The sequence below is a fragment of the Vibrio sp. 2-Bac 85 genome (genome assembly GCF_037546705.1).
Lineage (GTDB): Bacteria > Pseudomonadota > Gammaproteobacteria > Enterobacterales > Psychromonadaceae > Psychromonas.
Genome location: NZ_JALAAB010000006.1, coordinates 16,137 through 32,863, shown reverse-complemented (window position 1 = coordinate 32,863; position 16,727 = coordinate 16,137). Strand labels below are relative to the sequence as shown.

Genomic DNA, 16,727 nt, shown 5'->3' with positions numbered 1-16,727 from the left:
CTCTAAACGAGGTAATTAAATAAGGCGGCTGATAACAGCCTGTCTCGCTCAACTTATATTGCTATCATTCTTGTCAACGCAGATGCTGGTGCTAATGTAAAACTGAATGGTTAGAAAATGTATGTTCATAAAAATGATTGTTTACCCCTACTAAAAACAAACAATGATTTAACAAAGTTAAGGATAAAAAAATGAAAAAAGTACAACAAGGTTTTACATTAATCGAACTATTAATCGTAATCGCGATTATCGGTATTCTAGCGGCTGTAGCATTACCTGCTTATAATACTTACACAAAAAAAGCTGAATTCACTAATCTAGTTGTCGCAGCTGGCGCAGCTAAATCTGCTGTAGAAGTATGTGCACAAATTAATGCTTCAGATGCTGCTTCATTTCAAAAGGAATGCATTGCATCGACATCCGCTGCGATTACGACAGTACCTGAAGATATTAATGCAGATGGCAATGAAGTTGCTAGTGTTACTACTGCAAAAGTAGCTTCCGCTGGTACAATAACTGTTACAACTCAATATGCAAAAGATAAAGGAAGTCTAGATTCAGATTCAACATATCAATTATCTGGGCTTTGGAGTAAAGGTGGCAAAGTTACTTGGACTGCTACAGAGAATATAAAATAATTAATGGCAATCCATAATATTAGCGGTTTGGCGTCTAGCCTAGCCGCTCGTGGTTTACTTGACCAAGATAACCTACAACAAATCTGCACCTCGGCTGCTTCTGAACAGAAAGCGCTTGTCTCCTACCTAGTTGAAAATAATTTTATTGCGAGTTTAGCCTTAGCAGAGTTCTGCGAAGCTGAATATGGTATTCCTTTATTAGATAGCGATGCATTAGAGCTGGATAATATTCCTGAAAAGTTTATTAACCAAAAACTAATAGAGAAACATCATGCCCTGCCCGTGTATATGCAGCAAAATACACTTTATATTGCCATGTCAGACCCCACCAATGTGTCAGCCCTAGAGGATTTTGGCTTTAGCTTTAGTATGCATACTGAAGCATTATTGGTGGAAGAAAGTAAGCTTAATGAAGCCATAGAAACCTTATTAGATGATGGCGCTAGCTCATTAGAAGATATGGGTAGTATTGATGATATTGAAATTGATGAAACAGAATCTCGCTTAGACCAAGCGCAAGCCGTTGATGATGATGCGCCGATTGTTAAGTATATTAATGGCATATTAGGTGACGCGGTAAAAAAAGGCGCATCGGATTTGCATTTTGAACCCTATGAAAAAAAATACCGCATTCGTTTTCGTGTAGACGGTATTTTGCATGAAGTAGCTTCTCCCCCTGTTAATTTAGCCAACCGCTTTTCAGCACGTTTAAAGGTTATGTCTAAATTAGATATTGCAGAAAGACGTTTGCCACAAGATGGCCGTATTAAATTAAAAATATCCAATAAACGTAATATTGATTTACGTGTTAGTACGCTACCCACTATGTGGGGTGAAAAAATAGTAATGCGTATTTTGGATTCATCTGCCGCCAGTTTAGATATTGATAAATTAGGTTATACGGATGAGCAAAAAGCTAAATATATGAATGCCTTATCTAAACCACAGGGCATGATATTGATAACTGGCCCCACAGGGAGTGGTAAAACCGTTTCGCTGTATACCGGGTTAAATATTCTAAACACCGTAGAACGAAATATTTCGACGGCGGAGGATCCGGTAGAAATTAATTTAACCGGTATCAACCAAGTACAAATTAATAATAAAGCTGGGCTGACTTTTGCTTCTGCGTTACGTTCATTTTTACGTCAAGATCCCGATATTGTAATGGTCGGTGAGATTCGAGATTTAGAAACTGCCGAAATAGGCATTAAAGCGGCTCAAACTGGGCATTTAGTTTTATCTACTTTACATACCAATTCAGCAGCAGAAACCCTTACGCGTTTATTAAATATGGGCGTACCCGCTTTTAATATTGCTTCTTCAGTATCATTGATTATTGCTCAACGTTTAGCACGCCGTTTATGCGAACACTGTAAAGCACCGTTAGAAATGTCTGATCCCGAGTTGACTGAATTAGGTTTTAAACCTGAGCATTTGGCTGAAAAACAATATTTGTGCAAACCCGTAGGCTGTAATAAATGTACCGATGGTTATAAAGGCCGTGTAGGTATTTATGAAGTGATGGAGATGTCAGATGAATTGGGACGTATAATTTTAAATGACGGTAATGCTATGCAAATAGCCGATGCCGCCGTTGATGAAGGTATGCATACCCTACGTCAATCTGCGATTAAGCAAGCATTAAATGGTGTCACCAGTTTAAATGAAGTCACCCGCGTCACTTAACATTAAAGTTGATTGATAGCATTAATTCACATACCTATTTTTAAAAGAGCTGTATTTTTTAGATTAATTCAATAACAACAGTCGCTTATGGCGCTGATAGCTTTATGTTGTTTTCACTCAAAATCGTTGGCAGCAGTTAAGTAATTATTAAAGGATTTTTAATGGCGAAGAAAAAAACAGTGGCCGATATACATACCTTTACCTGGCAGGGAATCAACCGTAAAGGGGCAAAAGTATCAGGTGAGTTACAAGCTGAAAGCGCGATTGAAATAAAGTCTGAGTTACGCAAACAGGGTGTGAGTGTAACGAAAACACAAAAGAAAGCGAAGTCGCTGTTTTCTTTTGGTGATAAAATCCAACCTATGGACATCGCGGTTGTTTCTCGGCAAATAGCTACTATGCTGAGTGCTGGCGTACCTCTAGTTCAAAGCTTAGAGCTGATAGCAAAAAGTAATGAAAAGGCTTCCTTGAGAACATTAATGACCTCGATCGCTAACGATGTTTCCACGGGCACACCACTTTCTCAAGCTTTGCGTGCCTTCCCGAGAAATTTCGATGATTTATATTGTGACTTAGTTGATGCCGGTGAACAGTCTGGTTCCTTAGATACTATCTACGACCGAATCTCTACCTATAAAGAAAAGTCAGAAGCGTTAAAATCAAAAATTAAAAAAGCCATGTTCTATCCAATAGCCGTTTTAGTGGTTGCTGGGTTGGTTACACTACTTTTACTACTATTTGTTATTCCACAATTCCAAGATATTTTTGCTGGGTTTGGTGCCGAGTTACCTGCATTTACTTTATTTGTATTAGGTATTTCTGATTTTGTACAAAGCTATTGGTACATGATCATTGGCACTTGTATGTTAGCAGTATTTTTGTTTAAAAGGGCACATCGTAGTAATGAAAAAGTACGTAATAATACTGATAAATTTGTACTTAAAATTCCTGTTATTAAAACGATTCTCAATAAAGCCGCAGTAGCACGTTTTGCGCGTACGTTATCCACGACTTCAGCTGCGGGTATTCCTTTAGTCGATGCATTGGTCTCTGCTGCTGGTGCCTCGGGTAATTATGTTTACCGGACCGCTGTAAATACCATGCGCTCTGAAGTGATGGGTGGTATGCAAATTAACGTTGCTATGAAAACCACCGCCGCTTTTCCAGATATGGTGTCGCAAATGGTGATGATTGGTGAAGAGTCCGGTGATCTAGATGGTATGTTAAGTAAGGTGGCCGATATTTATGAGCAACAAGTTGATGATGCCGTTGATGGCCTCACCAGTTTATTAGAACCGATGATCATGGTCGTATTAGGTGTGGTAGTAGGGGGACTGATAGTCGCCATGTATTTACCTATATTCCAATTAGGTAGTGTTATTGGTTAATAGCTGATCAGTGACAATTAAGTTGGAAACAGGAACAATTAAGTTGGAAACCGACAAATTAAGTTGGAAACTCTAAGCAACACAAAGCGAACTGAAATTAGTTCGCTTTTTTGATTGCTCTGCAGATTTTTAAATTATTATTACGTTTTGAGTAAGTGGCTTTTATGACACGCTAAACGTGAGTAAGTATTTCTTATTACGTATTGAATATTCTTTTTTTAGGTGTGAAGAATATTAAGTATTAGTTTTTTATTTTGTGTTTTTAAGGCTTTTACAGCTATAACCCATTAGAGCCTCACTTTACGCCTAGGATCTGTTCACCTGTACCTGTACCTGTAATTCTACAATCTGAAAACTTGCTAATTTTTGCATCTTAAATATGGACACGTATAAATAGTCAAAACATCACTATTTATACGTCCCGAGTTATCGATAAAAGAGAGTTTCCTGTTACTAAGCTATCACTAAGTTATTACTTAATGGACGGGTTTAACTTTTCACCGGTACTTTGTTAGGCTTAGATTTTGTTCTTGTCACGAAAAAACAGATCAATGATCCTAACGTTACCAAAGCGACACCTTTCCAGAAGGAATTGGTTAGAGAAATTGATAAATAAACAGAAGCAAAAAGTGTAGAAAATACGGGGGTGAAGTAGGAGATGGTGCCTAATAAAATGATATTGCCACCTATTACAGCTTGATTCCATAAAGCATAACCAGTGCCTATTACTATGCCTGAAATGATTAATGTTAGCGTTGATGGTAGTGTAAAGTGCAAGCTAGGTTCATTACTGAAAAAATATTTTACCCATAACGTTATCGCCGTAGCAGCAAAAAATAGCACAATAGCATTTTTACCGTTGCTAATTTTTTTGGTAATTACACAATAGAATGCCCAAATGAAGGCTGCTGAAAAAGCCATTAAGTAGGTTATTGGGTTATCTGAAATATTATTCATTAAAGTGTTGATTGAGATGCCTTGGTCACCGGCAATACACCATCCGACACCAGTAAATGCAATAAGAATACTTGGGTATACTAATATGTTTACTTTTTTAGGGCTGATTAGCACACTCAATAATATGGTCAACGCAGGCCATAGGTAATTGATAATAGACATTTCCATTGCTTGGTGTCGACTATTTGCCATACCCAAAGACAATGCTAAGCAGATTTCATAGGTAACAAATAAACTGCCGCCAATTAACACATAACGTATCGGATAGTCTTTTATTTTTGGTACGCCCATGACAGACATTAAAAAGATAGCGCTGACACTATACATCATGGCTGCGCCTGCGATAGGGCTGAACAACTCTGATAAGTCTCTAATCAAAGCGGTGACAGAGCTCCAAAGTAGGATCGCAATAACGCCATAAAACGTATATTTATTTTCATTAATAAAAGACATAAAAAACCAACGTTATCATTAGATTAGAATTAGTGTCACATTATCGTGTTTAATCATTTGGATGCAATACATAAACGTATTTATTTACTCTTGTTGTTAGTCGTTATAGTTTGGCTTAAAGCTATGACTTAAAAAGCAAAGACTTAAAGGTAATCTTTATTTGATGCACGTTAGCAAAGTTTATCGATAAGGTATCTTGCTAAGATAGTGATTATTGTCGTTTTACAGTTGTGCTTTTGTTAGTGCTTTATTTTATAACGTTTATAGAGAGAAGTTGATGTTAGATGCCATCTGTATTTTGCCGAAAAAAGACAGCGCTGAAGCTGATACTCAGCGGATAGAAGGCGAAGCTCAAACGCAAACTACTTTCTCTATTTTTGAGTTTAAATTACTCCCAGCTGAAAAAATAGCATTATACCGACATTCATTATTTTGCCCTGAATGTTTACAGAGTGCCTATTTTAGACGCGCTTCTAAAGATGGTAAACAAGCTTGTTTTGGCTCCCGTTATCATTTGTCAACTTGCTCTGCTTTAAATCGCCGACCTAAAAAAAACTTACCAGAAAATGATAAAGACAAGGCTCAATCTGTCAATAAACATGAACCGCAACAAAAGGCACAACAAAGTGTTGAGTTTGAGGATGGATTTAAAATTGATTTCTCGACTAGGTTTAGCACTCGGATTTCCGCCAATACAGCGCCTCTTCACAATCAAACAAGTAAAAACGATAGCTTAAAATCAACCACAATAATTGAAGCTGAATGTGAGTTAGAAAATGATTTAGAAGGTGCGACTGACTTGAATTTATCGTCGAATATAGTCGCTAAAAAAAGTATTAAACAAACATTACCTAAGTTATTAAAGAGCTTATTAAATAACAGCTCTTTAGCTACCTCTGATGTTTGGGTCTATACCAGTGATAAGCATAAGTGGAGGGCAAAGAATTTGTTTGTGTCCTTAACTAAAGCTGAAGTATTAGAAAATTTTGCACCTCGAATGTACTGGGGAACAATAAGTCACGCTGATAAAGAACTTTTATGGCTGAATGCTGCAGAGGCTAAGGATCTTGCCATTCCAATTAAGCCTTTTCGGCAGACGTTGCTAAAACAATATGCAATACAGAAAAGTAGTGATTTGATTGGCGCCAATATTATTCTATTTGCAAAATGTCTGACTAATAAAGATAAATCACGTAAATTCTTACAGTTATGGAGTAATGACTTACAGTATTTACACCTGTCATTAAAAAAAGATTAGAAAGGAAACCTGTGTAGAGACTGTAATAAAAACTATTTACCTAGTTACCTTGGTGTCATCCTCTTGTAATATTAGCTCTGTATTTTCGACTATTTTAAATTATCAGTAATTGCTGCCCCTTTGTATCAGGATATGGAAGTATGTGGGAAATATTCAAAACCTTTTTTGTCTTAGGCTGTATCAGTTTTGGCGGCCCAGCGGCGCATATTGGCTACTTTAGAGAAACCTTTGTACAACGCTTAGCTTGGTTAAGCGAAAAGCAATATGCAGACTTTGTAGCGTTAAGTCAGTTTTTACCCGGCCCCGGTTCAAGTCAAGTCGGTTTTGCTATCGGCTACCATCGTGCGGGATTAACCGGAGCTTGTTGTGCTTTTCTAGGCTTTACCTTACCTTCCATTATTATCATGTTATTACTGGTGATAAGTGCGGGGCAATTAGCTGGTCATCATCTTTTCCAGTCCGTAATACATGGTCTTAAGTTATTAGCCGTGGTGGTGGTTTTTGATGCAGTTTTAATGATGTATAAAAATTTCTGTAAAGATAATACACGCATTTTCTTATGCCTATTAACAGCAAGCACTTTATTAGTAATACCGGGGTTATTAAGTCAAATTTTAGTTTTAGTTATTGCCGCGCTGGTGGGGATATTTTTATTAAAAGATAATACAACGGAAGCGCTTGAAAAGGATCCTCAAAGCGTAATAAAAGTACTGAGCTCTTCAATCAACCATATTCCTTTGATCTTATTTTTGCTGTTTTTATTTTTTCTACCTACTGTGACTACATTACTCCCGTCTATGCCACAAGCCTTTTCTGTATTTTCTGACTTCTTTCAAGCGGGTAGTTTAGTGTTTGGTGGAGGGCATGTGGTATTACCTTTACTGCAGAATATTGTCGAGGGACAAGTTAGCCCTGATCAGTTTTTAACGGGGTATGCGATTGCACAAGCTGTACCCGGTCCCATGTTTACTCTTGCTACTTACATTGGCTATTTTATTTTACCTAACTCGCCTATTTTAGGTGCTTTGGTTGCGACTATTGCTGTGTTTTTGCCGGGGTTTTTATTGCTATTAAGTTGTTTGAACCATTGGCAGCGCTTATCAAAAACACCCAATCTAGCCGCTGCTATTAATGGTGTTAATGCTGCTGTAGTCGGGTTGTTGGTGAGTGCACTTTATCAGCCTGTATTTATAAGTGCTGTTTTTAATGGGTTAGATATGGCGTTGGTATTGATAGGGCTTTATTTATTGAAGTGCCTAAAGTGCCCAATTATGTTTTTAGTGTTGTTATTTGCGGTCGCAGGGGCAATGTTAGGGTTTATTTAATTCTTCCATGAATAACCAACGTTTTATTTTAAAAACTGATATTAACCACGAAGCGCTTCGCTTCACGAAGAACACGAAGATAAAAGATGAAAAATCTAAAGCATATTTTAATCTAGCCTTCTCTTTACTTTGTTCCTTAGTGGTTAATTAGCTTTTGGTTTTAAAAAAGTCAAATTAACCAAGAATTGCTAGGCGTTATGAAAAACGGGAAGGGGGCAATACAATATTTAGCTTTTTGTTTTGACCTAACCTTCTTTTACTTCGGGCCTTCGTGGTTAATTGGCTTTTATTTTTAAAAACCGATATTAACCACGAAGTGCTTCGCTTCACGAAGAACACGAAGGTAAAAAATGAAAAATTTAAAGCTTGTTTTGACCTAACTTCTTTTTACTTCGTGCCTTGTGGTTAATTGGCTTTTATTTTTAAAAACCGATATTAACCACGAAGCGCTTCGCTTCACGAAGAACACGAAGGTAAAAGATAAAAAATTTAAAGCATGTTTTTATCTAGCCTTCTTTCCTCTTCGAAAGGCTTCGTGGTTAATTAGCTTTTGACCTAATCTTATGCACTCTTTGGCCTTTGTGGTTAAAGGGGTATTGTTCGACGGCAAATAAAAGGCATAAAAAAATCCGATGCTTTGTGGGCATCGGATTCTAAAGTAGTTAGTCTTAAGGGACTAGATCGCTAAACACTTAAAGAAAGTAAGTGTTCACTAACTTTTTAATTAAACACCTTGGCTTTTTAGATATTCATCATAAGTACCATGGAAATCAATAACTTTATCTTGTTTGATTTCAATAATACGAGTTGCTAGTGAAGATACAAATTCACGGTCATGGCTGACAAACAGTAATGTACCTTCGTAGTTTTCTAAGGCTAAGTTTAATGACTCAATAGATTCCATATCCAAGTGATTGGTTGGTTCATCCATTAATAGAATATTTGGTTTGTTCATCATCAACTTACCAAATAACATACGACCTTGCTCACCACCTGAAATTATTTTGACAGATTTAGTGATATCATTTGCACCAAATAATAAACGCCCTAAAGTTCCACGAACAGCTTGCTCGTCATCACCTTCTTGCATCCATTGACCCATCCAGTCCATTAGATTTTGGTCTTTTTCAAAGTCAGATGAGTGATCCTGTGCGTAATAACCTAACTGTGCATTTTCAGACCATTTGTATTCACCAGAAGATAATTCAACTTCGCCCATTAAAGTGCGTAATAACGTTGTTTTACCAACACCATTCTGACCAATGATCGCAACACGTTCGCCTACTTCAATCATCAGGTTTAAGTCTTTGAATAAGGTATTCTCATCGAAGCTTTTTGTCATCGATACTGTTTCTAATGCATTACGGAACAGTTTTTTCTCTTGTTTGAATACGATGTAAGGATTTACACGGCTAGAAGCTTTAACTTCTGCTAGTTCAATCTTATCCATCTGCTTCGCACGTGATGTCGCTTGCTTAGCTTTTGATGCGTTTGCAGAGAAACGACTTACAAAGTCTTGTAGCTCAGATAGTTGTGCTTTTTTCTTCGCATTTTCAGACAGTAGACGTTCACGAGTTTGCGTTGCCGCCGTCATGTACTCGTCGTAGTTACCAGGGAAAAGACGTAGTTCACCATAATCGATATCTGCCATGTGCGAACAGACTGAGTTTAAGAAATGACGGTCATGCGAGATAATTACCATCGTACATTGACGTGCTTTTAATTCCGTTTCTAGCCAACGAATAGTATCAATGTCCAAGTTATTGGTTGGCTCATCGAGTAACATGATATCTGGATTAGAGAAAAGCACCTGTGCTAGTAATACACGTAGTTTCCAACCTGGTGCAATGTCTGACATTGGGCCGTAATGTTGATCAAGTGGAATTCCAACGCTTAACAATATTTCCCCTGCACGCGAATCGGCAGTGTAACCGTCCATTTCTGCGAATTGATTTTCCAAATCGCCAACATGCATTCCTTCAGCTTCAGTCATTTCAGGTAATGAGTAAATGCGATTACGCTCGTTCATTACTTCCCACATCTCTTTGTGGCCCATCAATACCGTATCGAGTACTGTATGCTCTTCAAAAGCAAACTGGTCTTGATGTAGTTTAGCAATACGTTCGTTAGGATCTCTGGTCACATTACCTGCGCTAGGCTCAAGGTCACCGGTTAATATTTTCATGAAAGTTGATTTACCACAACCATTTGCACCGATTAAACCGTAACGGTTTCCAGTACCAAATTTTACAGAAATGTTTTCAAAAAGTGGTTTTGCACCAAATTGCATGGTGATGTTATTTGTACTTAACACGGCTTATTCCTAAATTGTTGGAGTCTTGCTTTTATGGGCATTTTTAAGGGGGGTATTATACATATTATGCGAGGTTAATCACGTTAGAATTGTATGAATTTTATGCATTGCCGTTGAAACTAACTGATAGCGTGAAAAGGTTCCTTAAGGTAAGCTACGCGTCTTAAGGCATATGCCGTATTTTAATGAGATTTTATATGAGTTTTGATTCCCTAGGTTTACCCGCGTCGTTAGTAGAAGCAGTGAAAAATGCTGGCTATGAAACGCCTTCCCCTATCCAAGAACAGGCTATTCCTGCCGTATTAGCAGGTAAAGATGTCATGGCCGCAGCGCAAACTGGTACAGGGAAAACGGCTGGGTTTACATTGCCATTATTAGCAATGCTAGAAAAAGGTGAGCGTGCAAAACCGAATCAAGTTCGTGCATTAATATTAACACCAACACGTGAGCTAGCGGCTCAAGTACAAGCAAGTGTACAAAAATATGGCCAAAACATGCCATTACGTAGCATGGTTGTATACGGTGGTGTGAAAATTAACCCGCAAATGCAAATGTTACGTGGTGGCATTGATATTTTAGTTGCTACGCCTGGTCGGTTATTAGACCTTTACCAACAAAATGCAGTACGCTTTCAACAGTTAGAAGTCTTAATATTAGATGAAGCTGACCGTATGTTAGATATGGGCTTTATTCACGATATTAAAAAGATCCTAAAAGCGTTACCGCCTAAACGTCAAAACTTACTATTTTCTGCTACTTTCTCCGATGAAATTCGCTCATTAGCTAAAGGTCTGGTTAATAATCCTGTTGAAATTTCAGTTAGCCCGCGTAATACAACGGTTGAGAAAATCGAACAGACGTTATACGAAGTTGATAAGACTAAAAAAACGGCCTTATTAAGTCAGTTAATTCTTGATAATAAATGGCGACAAGTTCTAGTGTTTGTAAAAACTAAACATGGAGCAAACCGATTGGTTAAAAACTTGGATGCTCGTGGCATTCGTAGTGCAGCTATCCATGGTAATAAAAGCCAAGGTGCACGTACTAAAGCATTAGCGCAATTTAAAGATAGCCAAATTCAAGTGTTAGTGGCGACAGATATTGCCGCTCGTGGTATCGATATAGACCAACTACCCAATGTAGTTAACTTCGACTTACCTAATGTAAGTGAAGATTATGTGCATCGTATCGGTCGTACTGGTCGTGCTGGTAATGAAGGTTTAGCTGTTTCACTAGTTTGCCAAGAAGAGTTCAAGTTATTAAAAGATATTGAACGTCTTATTAAAAAGGTTATTCCTCGCAAAGTATTTGCAGGTTTTGAACCTGGTGAACCATTACAGCCTTCTGTATTGGGTACACACGAGAAGCAAATCAAGAAGCCTAAAGCGCCAAAAGTTCCGCATAAAGATGGTGTTCGTTCAGGCGCAAGAACGGGTAGTGCTAAGAAACAAAACGGTCCAAGAAATAATTTTGTAGGCGGTTAGAAGGTTAGATTTTTAATTACGCAAAAATTTAGCGTGATTTAAGCCCTTATTATTTGTTCAGTACGTGATTACTGGAATGATAATAGGGGCTTTTTTGTATCTACTATTTGTCTGGTTATACAGGGGAGTTAACTCGTCTGCGCTCGTTGCATTATCTTGATTATTGCATGAAGTGTTTTCGCCCTGTCGGCGACCATCTTTTTGGAAAGCTCAACGGTGGGGATGGATGTCGCCATATTTAACAAAATTTTAGCGTAGCCAATTGATATCGTTGATTTCAGCCATCGGCTTTCCAGCACTCTCATTTTCAACCTCAAAAGTCTAAATACGTCACTTATTCAAAGTGCTACACTGCAACCAAAGATCACCTACCAAGGTTGCACAAGGTTACTTACTATGAAAAAAATTGCTGTTTTTGCTGATGTTCAGAACATTTACTACACCACTCGCCAAGCTTATGGCAAACAATTTAATTACCGTAAATTATGGCAGCAGATTTCACAGCAAGGTGAGATTGTGTGTGCATTAGCTTATGCCATTGACCGCGGAGATAATCAACAGCAAAAGTTTCAAGAGGTGTTAAAGCATATAGGTTTTCAAGTTAAGCTTAAACCTTATATACAACGCAGCGACGGCTCTGCTAAAGGTGATTGGGATGTAGGTATTACTATTGATGTGATGGAAGTTGCTGCTTCCGTTGATACGATCATTTTATTAACGGGTGATGGTGATTTTGCTATTTTGTTGGATAAAGTAAGAGATGTCTATCAAGTTACGACAGAAGCTTACGGAGTGCCAAAGTTAACAGCTAAAGCATTAATAGATGCGTGTACCGTATTTCATCCTATCGAAAAAGACCTGTTATTACCTTAATCAATTTTTGGTTTTAAAAAAACAGTTTTAACCACAGAGCGCTCTTCATGAAAAACAGAAAGAAAATCAATACAATATTTAAAACTTCTTTTGACCTAACCTTCTTTTTTCTTCGTGGTTAATCAGCTTTTGGCTTTAAAAAACAGTATTAACCACGAAGCGCTGCGCTTCACGAAGAACACGAAGGTAAAAGAGGACAAAATTTAAAGCATGTTTTTATCTTATTTTCTTTGTTATTTAGGTCTTTGTGGTTAATTAGCTTTTGGTTTTAAAAAACTAGTTTTAACCACAGAGCACGCTTCATGAAAATAGAGAGAAAATCAACGCAATATTTAAAACGTGATTTGACCTAACCTTCTTTTTGCTTCGTGTCTTCGTGGTTAATCAGCTTTTTGTTTTAAAAAACAGTATTAACCACGAAGCGCTGCGCTTCACGAAGAACACGAAGGTAAAAGAGGACAAAATTTAAAGCATGTTTTTATCTTATTTTCTTTGTTATTTAGGTCTTTGTGGTTAATTAGCTTTTGGTTTTAAAAATGATAATAACCATTAAGCACGCTTCATGAAAAATAGAGAGAAAATCAACACAATATTTAAAACGTGTTTTGACCTAACCTTCTTTTTGCTTCGTGTCTTCGTGGTTAATCAGCTTTTGGTTTTAAAAAACAGTATTAACCACGAAGCGCTGCGGCTCACGAATAACATGAAGGTAAAAGGTAAAAATTTAAAGTTTGTTTTGACCTAATCTTCTTTTCACTTCGAGCCTTCGTGGTTAAATGGCTTTTGCTTTTAAAGGTTAATTATTTTTTTCTTCTTTTAGCCATTGCGCTACTTGCTTCGCAAAGTAGGTCAAAATACCATTTGCTCCAGCGCGTTTAAAGCATAATAAAGATTCTAAAACACATTCTCTTTCTTTTAACCAACCATTATCAATGGCTGCTTTATGCATCGCATATTCTCCACTTACTTGATAGGCAAATGTTGGTACTTTTAACTCAGTTTTAACGCGGCGTACAATATCTAAATATGGCATACCTGGTTTAACCATCACCATATCTGCACCTTCTTGAATATCTAATGCAACTTCATGGATAGCTTCGTCGCTGTTCGCAGGATCCATTTGATAAGTAAATTTGTTCGCGCCTTTTAAGTTACCAGCACTGCCGACTGCATCTCGAAAAGGGCCATAATAAGTAGATGCATATTTTGCGCTGTAGGCCATGATTTGGGTGTTAATAAAGCCTGCATTTTCAAGCGCTTCACGGATTGCGCCGATTCGGCCATCCATCATATCTGATGGTGCAACAATGTCAGCACCCGCTTGGGCATGTGAAAGGGCTTGTTTTACTAAAATTTCAGTGGTGATGTCATTTAATACATAACCTTCACTATCGATAATGCCATCTTGCCCATGTGTGGTGAAGGGATCTAAAGCAACGTCGGTGATCACTCCTAGCTCTGGGCAAGCTTCTTTAATACGCATTACTGCACGTTGCGCGAGTCCATTCTCGTTATAGGCCTCTTCAGCCATCTCTGTTTTAATTTCACTCGGAGTGACTGGAAATAGTGCAACAGCAGGAATACCTAATGCGGCCAATTCTTTGACTTCAATTTCTAATAAATCGATTGATAAGCGTTCGATACCCGGCATTGAAGGAATTGTTTCACGGCGATTTGTGCCTTCAACTACAAACATTGGGTAAATTAAATCGTCTACAGTAAGACGGTTTTCTTGTACTAAACGACGCGAAAAATCGTGTTTACGTAATCTGCGTAAACGACGAGCAGGAAAGCTTTGAGAAACGGTCATAATAATTCCTGTAGCCTTTTTAAGCGGTCTATTTTAAGGACTTAATAATGCGTAAAAATAGAGGCTTAATAAAAGCGAAAAGTTAAGTTAAGTTAAAAAAAGAGCGGGTTGTTTTTTCTGTGTTATCGAGAAAATATTGTAACTCTTGCTGACGAGCATGCGCAATGACCTTAGCAATATAGGGTAAGTATTTTGGCTCATTTCGGCTAGATTTTGGCTTAGGGCGCATTGAACGAGGCAATAAATAGGGGCTATCTGTTTCAATCATTAACCGATTATCTGGTATTATTTTCACTAACTCAAGCAAGTGTTGGCCTCTGCGCTCATCACATATCCAACCGGTTATACCAATATGTAAATCAAGTGCTAAACAACGTTCTAGCTCTTTTTGATCACCAGTAAAACAGTGTAATACTGCATTAGGTAATTGATTAATATAAGGCTTGAGTAACGCTAAAAAACGCTGGTTTGCGTCTCGCTCATGCATGAATACAGGTAACTGGCATTCAACGGCTAGCTCTAGTTGCTGCACAAATGCTTTTTCTTGCTCTGCTGGTGTTGAAAAGTTGCGGTTAAAGTCTAATCCACATTCTCCAATAGCTTTCACTTGAGGTTGCGCAGCTAACTTTTTCAGCTGTGTTAAGCTCTGTTCAGTAAAGTGGCTAGCATCGTGCGGATGGATTCCTGCAGTACTATAGATAAAGTCAGGGTAGGCCTTTGCTAAGGTAAGTGCTTGCTCACTTTCTGTGATATTTGTGCCGGTTACAATAAGTTGCTTCACACCTACTTGCTTTGCGTTGCTAATTACCGACTCTAGATCTTTGTCAAAGCGCTTATTAGTTAGATTAATGCCGATATCAATCATAACGGTTAATCACTCTGTTTTGATTGTTTGTGGATTGTATTTTCTACCTCTTCATCGTCTTCTGGCTTTTTCACATAAAAACGAGCAAACAATAACCCTAGTTCAAATAAAATCAACATGGGTACAGCTAAGAGTGTTTGTGAAATAACATCGGGCGGAGTTAATAACATGCCAAAGACAAACGCGGCGACCACAATATAAGGGCGTTTTGCTCTTAATGCTTCAGGTGTAGTTGCGCCTGTCCAACATAAAACTAAAGTGGCAACGGGTATTTCAAAGGCTAAGCCAAAGGCAAAAAAGAGTTTTAATACAAAGTCTAAGTAGCTACTTATATCGGTGGCAATTGTCACACCTTCTGGAGCGGTGCTAGTAAAGAAGGAGAAGGCCAAAGGAAATACTACATAATACGCAAACATCATGCCTAGATAAAATAAAAGCGCGCTACTGATCACCAAGGGCGCAATAAGTCGTCGCTCATGCTTGTATAAGCCGGGTGCAATAAAAGCCCATACTTGGTGCAAAATAGCCGGTATTGCGACAAAAATAGATAATACGATAGTTAGTTTAATTGGTGTGAAAAAGGGCGTAGCAACCCCTGTTGCAATCATGCTTGAGCCAATAGGTAATTGGCTAGTTAGTGGGATGGCAATATAGTGATAAATATCGTTAGCAAAATAAACTAAGCTAAAAAATATCACCAACACAACGATCACCACTTTAAGAATGCGATCTCTTAACTCTAAAAGATGAGTAATTAAAGGCAAGCTATGTTGCGTTTGATCTGACGATTGCTCGCTCATGAGTTATTTATCCTGCTGAGAAACGTGGCTTGAAGATGCGTGGTCTGATTGCTCTGCTTCAGTTACTGGCACTTTAGTAGCTGAGCTCTTATCGAAACCATTATCGAACCTATTATTATCTGATGGAGTGTGTTGTGATTGTAGGTTCTCTTCCGTAGTTTTATCTTGTGCGGATGCATTCGCTTGCCCTATAGCCGGATTTTTAGCATCGGTGCTGTCTTTTTTAGTCGTGGCTTGTGCATTAATTAAGTCATCCACATTATTTTTATAGGGATGGGTTAATTCGCTGACACTATTTTTCATTTCATCAATGGAAGCTTTTAAATCAGGATCTAGTTTATCCAATCCTTGTTTGCTTGCTTTGATCATATTTTCATTCATTTCATGTAATTCAAGCTCTTGTGAAATCTCATTTTTCACTGAATTAGCCATACTTTTGGCCGTATTTACCCATTTCATTACCGTACGAATGGCAATAGGTAAACGTTGTGGGCCTAATACTACTAATCCAATTATAGAGATCAACATGATCTCCCAAAAGCCAATATCAAACATTAATTAAAGTACCTTTTACTGAGCAATTTAGCGGCTGTAATAAACTTCTACAGACTTACTTGCATGACTGAACCATTGTTTAATAGCCATTGTTTAATGAATCATTTGGATTAATAGCCGAACACATTACTTGTGGCCAAACATATCATCTATCATTAAATATCTAATCTATCGTCAAACATTTTTTCTATCACTAAAAAGTATGAGCGACGATATTTAACATACATCATCAACTATTAGATAATAAGCCCATTAAACAGCGGCAGAAAAATATTGAAAGTTAACCTATTAACCTATTAACCTATTAATTTATCAACC

General features: G+C 37.7%; 13 protein-coding genes. 7 read left to right on the top strand and 6 right to left on the bottom strand.

Annotated features, from left to right (window positions below):
* Positions 1-191: 191 nt before the first annotated feature.
* The 3 genes from MT390_RS08285 (at position 192) to MT390_RS08275 (ending at position 3,715) form a co-directional block, all read left to right on the top strand.
* Entirely contained in the window at positions 192-638 is a 447-nt protein-coding gene (locus MT390_RS08285) for a pilin (protein WP_499440601.1), read from the top strand.
* A 3-nt stretch (positions 639-641) separates the two neighbouring features.
* Positions 642-2,327 (top strand): type IV-A pilus assembly ATPase PilB, encoded by a 1,686-nt coding sequence (gene pilB, locus MT390_RS08280; RefSeq protein ID WP_499440600.1) that lies wholly within the window; start codon positions 642-644, stop codon positions 2,325-2,327.
* Between the two features lie 161 nt (positions 2,328-2,488).
* Positions 2,489-3,715 carry a type II secretion system F family protein gene (locus tag MT390_RS08275; RefSeq protein ID WP_499440598.1) on the top strand — a complete coding sequence of 409 codons (1,227 nt, stop codon included), beginning with the start codon at positions 2,489-2,491 and terminating at the stop codon, positions 3,713-3,715.
* Between the two features lie 489 nt (positions 3,716-4,204).
* Here the strand turns inward: MT390_RS08275 and yddG are convergent, their stop codons facing one another.
* On the bottom strand, positions 4,205-5,116 hold the full coding sequence (gene yddG, locus MT390_RS08270) for an aromatic amino acid DMT transporter YddG (protein ID WP_499440765.1): 912 nt from the start codon (positions 5,114-5,116) through the stop codon (positions 4,205-4,207).
* Between the two features lie 286 nt (positions 5,117-5,402).
* On the opposite strand from yddG, the gene MT390_RS08265 reads away from it, so the two are divergent.
* Entirely contained in the window at positions 5,403-6,383 is a 981-nt protein-coding gene (locus MT390_RS08265) for a hypothetical protein (RefSeq protein ID WP_499440597.1), read from the top strand.
* Between the two features lie 140 nt (positions 6,384-6,523).
* The gene (gene chrA / locus MT390_RS08260; RefSeq protein ID WP_499440595.1) at positions 6,524-7,708 is read left to right on the top strand and encodes a chromate efflux transporter; all 1,185 of its coding nucleotides are present in this window, start codon (positions 6,524-6,526) and stop codon (positions 7,706-7,708) included.
* Positions 7,709-8,432: 724 nt separating this feature from the next.
* Here chrA and MT390_RS08255 read toward each other — a convergent pair.
* On the bottom strand, positions 8,433-10,022 hold the full coding sequence (locus MT390_RS08255) for an ABC-F family ATPase (protein ID WP_166372283.1): 1,590 nt from the start codon (positions 10,020-10,022) through the stop codon (positions 8,433-8,435).
* A 197-nt stretch (positions 10,023-10,219) separates the two neighbouring features.
* On the opposite strand from MT390_RS08255, the gene MT390_RS08250 reads away from it, so the two are divergent.
* Positions 10,220-11,506: a DEAD/DEAH box helicase gene (locus MT390_RS08250; protein WP_499440593.1), complete on the top strand. Its 1,287-nt coding sequence runs from the start codon at positions 10,220-10,222 to the stop codon at positions 11,504-11,506.
* A 396-nt stretch (positions 11,507-11,902) separates the two neighbouring features.
* Positions 11,903-12,379, top strand: a complete 477-nt coding sequence (locus tag MT390_RS08245) for an NYN domain-containing protein (RefSeq protein WP_499440591.1) — start codon at positions 11,903-11,905, stop codon at positions 12,377-12,379.
* Positions 12,380-13,175: 796 nt separating this feature from the next.
* Here the strand turns inward: MT390_RS08245 and hemB are convergent.
* From hemB to tatB, 4 genes are all read right to left on the bottom strand, one after another.
* Positions 13,176-14,189, bottom strand: a complete 1,014-nt coding sequence (gene hemB / locus MT390_RS08240) for a porphobilinogen synthase (RefSeq protein ID WP_205963076.1) — start codon at positions 14,187-14,189, stop codon at positions 13,176-13,178.
* Between the two features lie 82 nt (positions 14,190-14,271).
* A complete protein-coding gene (locus MT390_RS08235; protein ID WP_499440589.1) occupies positions 14,272-15,054 on the bottom strand; it encodes a TatD family hydrolase in 783 nt (260 codons plus the stop codon).
* A 5-nt stretch (positions 15,055-15,059) separates the two neighbouring features.
* A complete protein-coding gene (gene tatC / locus MT390_RS08230) occupies positions 15,060-15,854 on the bottom strand; it encodes a twin-arginine translocase subunit TatC (RefSeq protein ID WP_166372287.1) in 795 nt (264 codons plus the stop codon).
* Positions 15,855-15,857: 3 nt separating this feature from the next.
* Positions 15,858-16,409: a Sec-independent protein translocase protein TatB gene (gene tatB, locus MT390_RS08225; RefSeq protein ID WP_499440587.1), complete on the bottom strand. Its 552-nt coding sequence runs from the start codon at positions 16,407-16,409 to the stop codon at positions 15,858-15,860.
* Positions 16,410-16,727 lie beyond the last annotated feature (318 nt).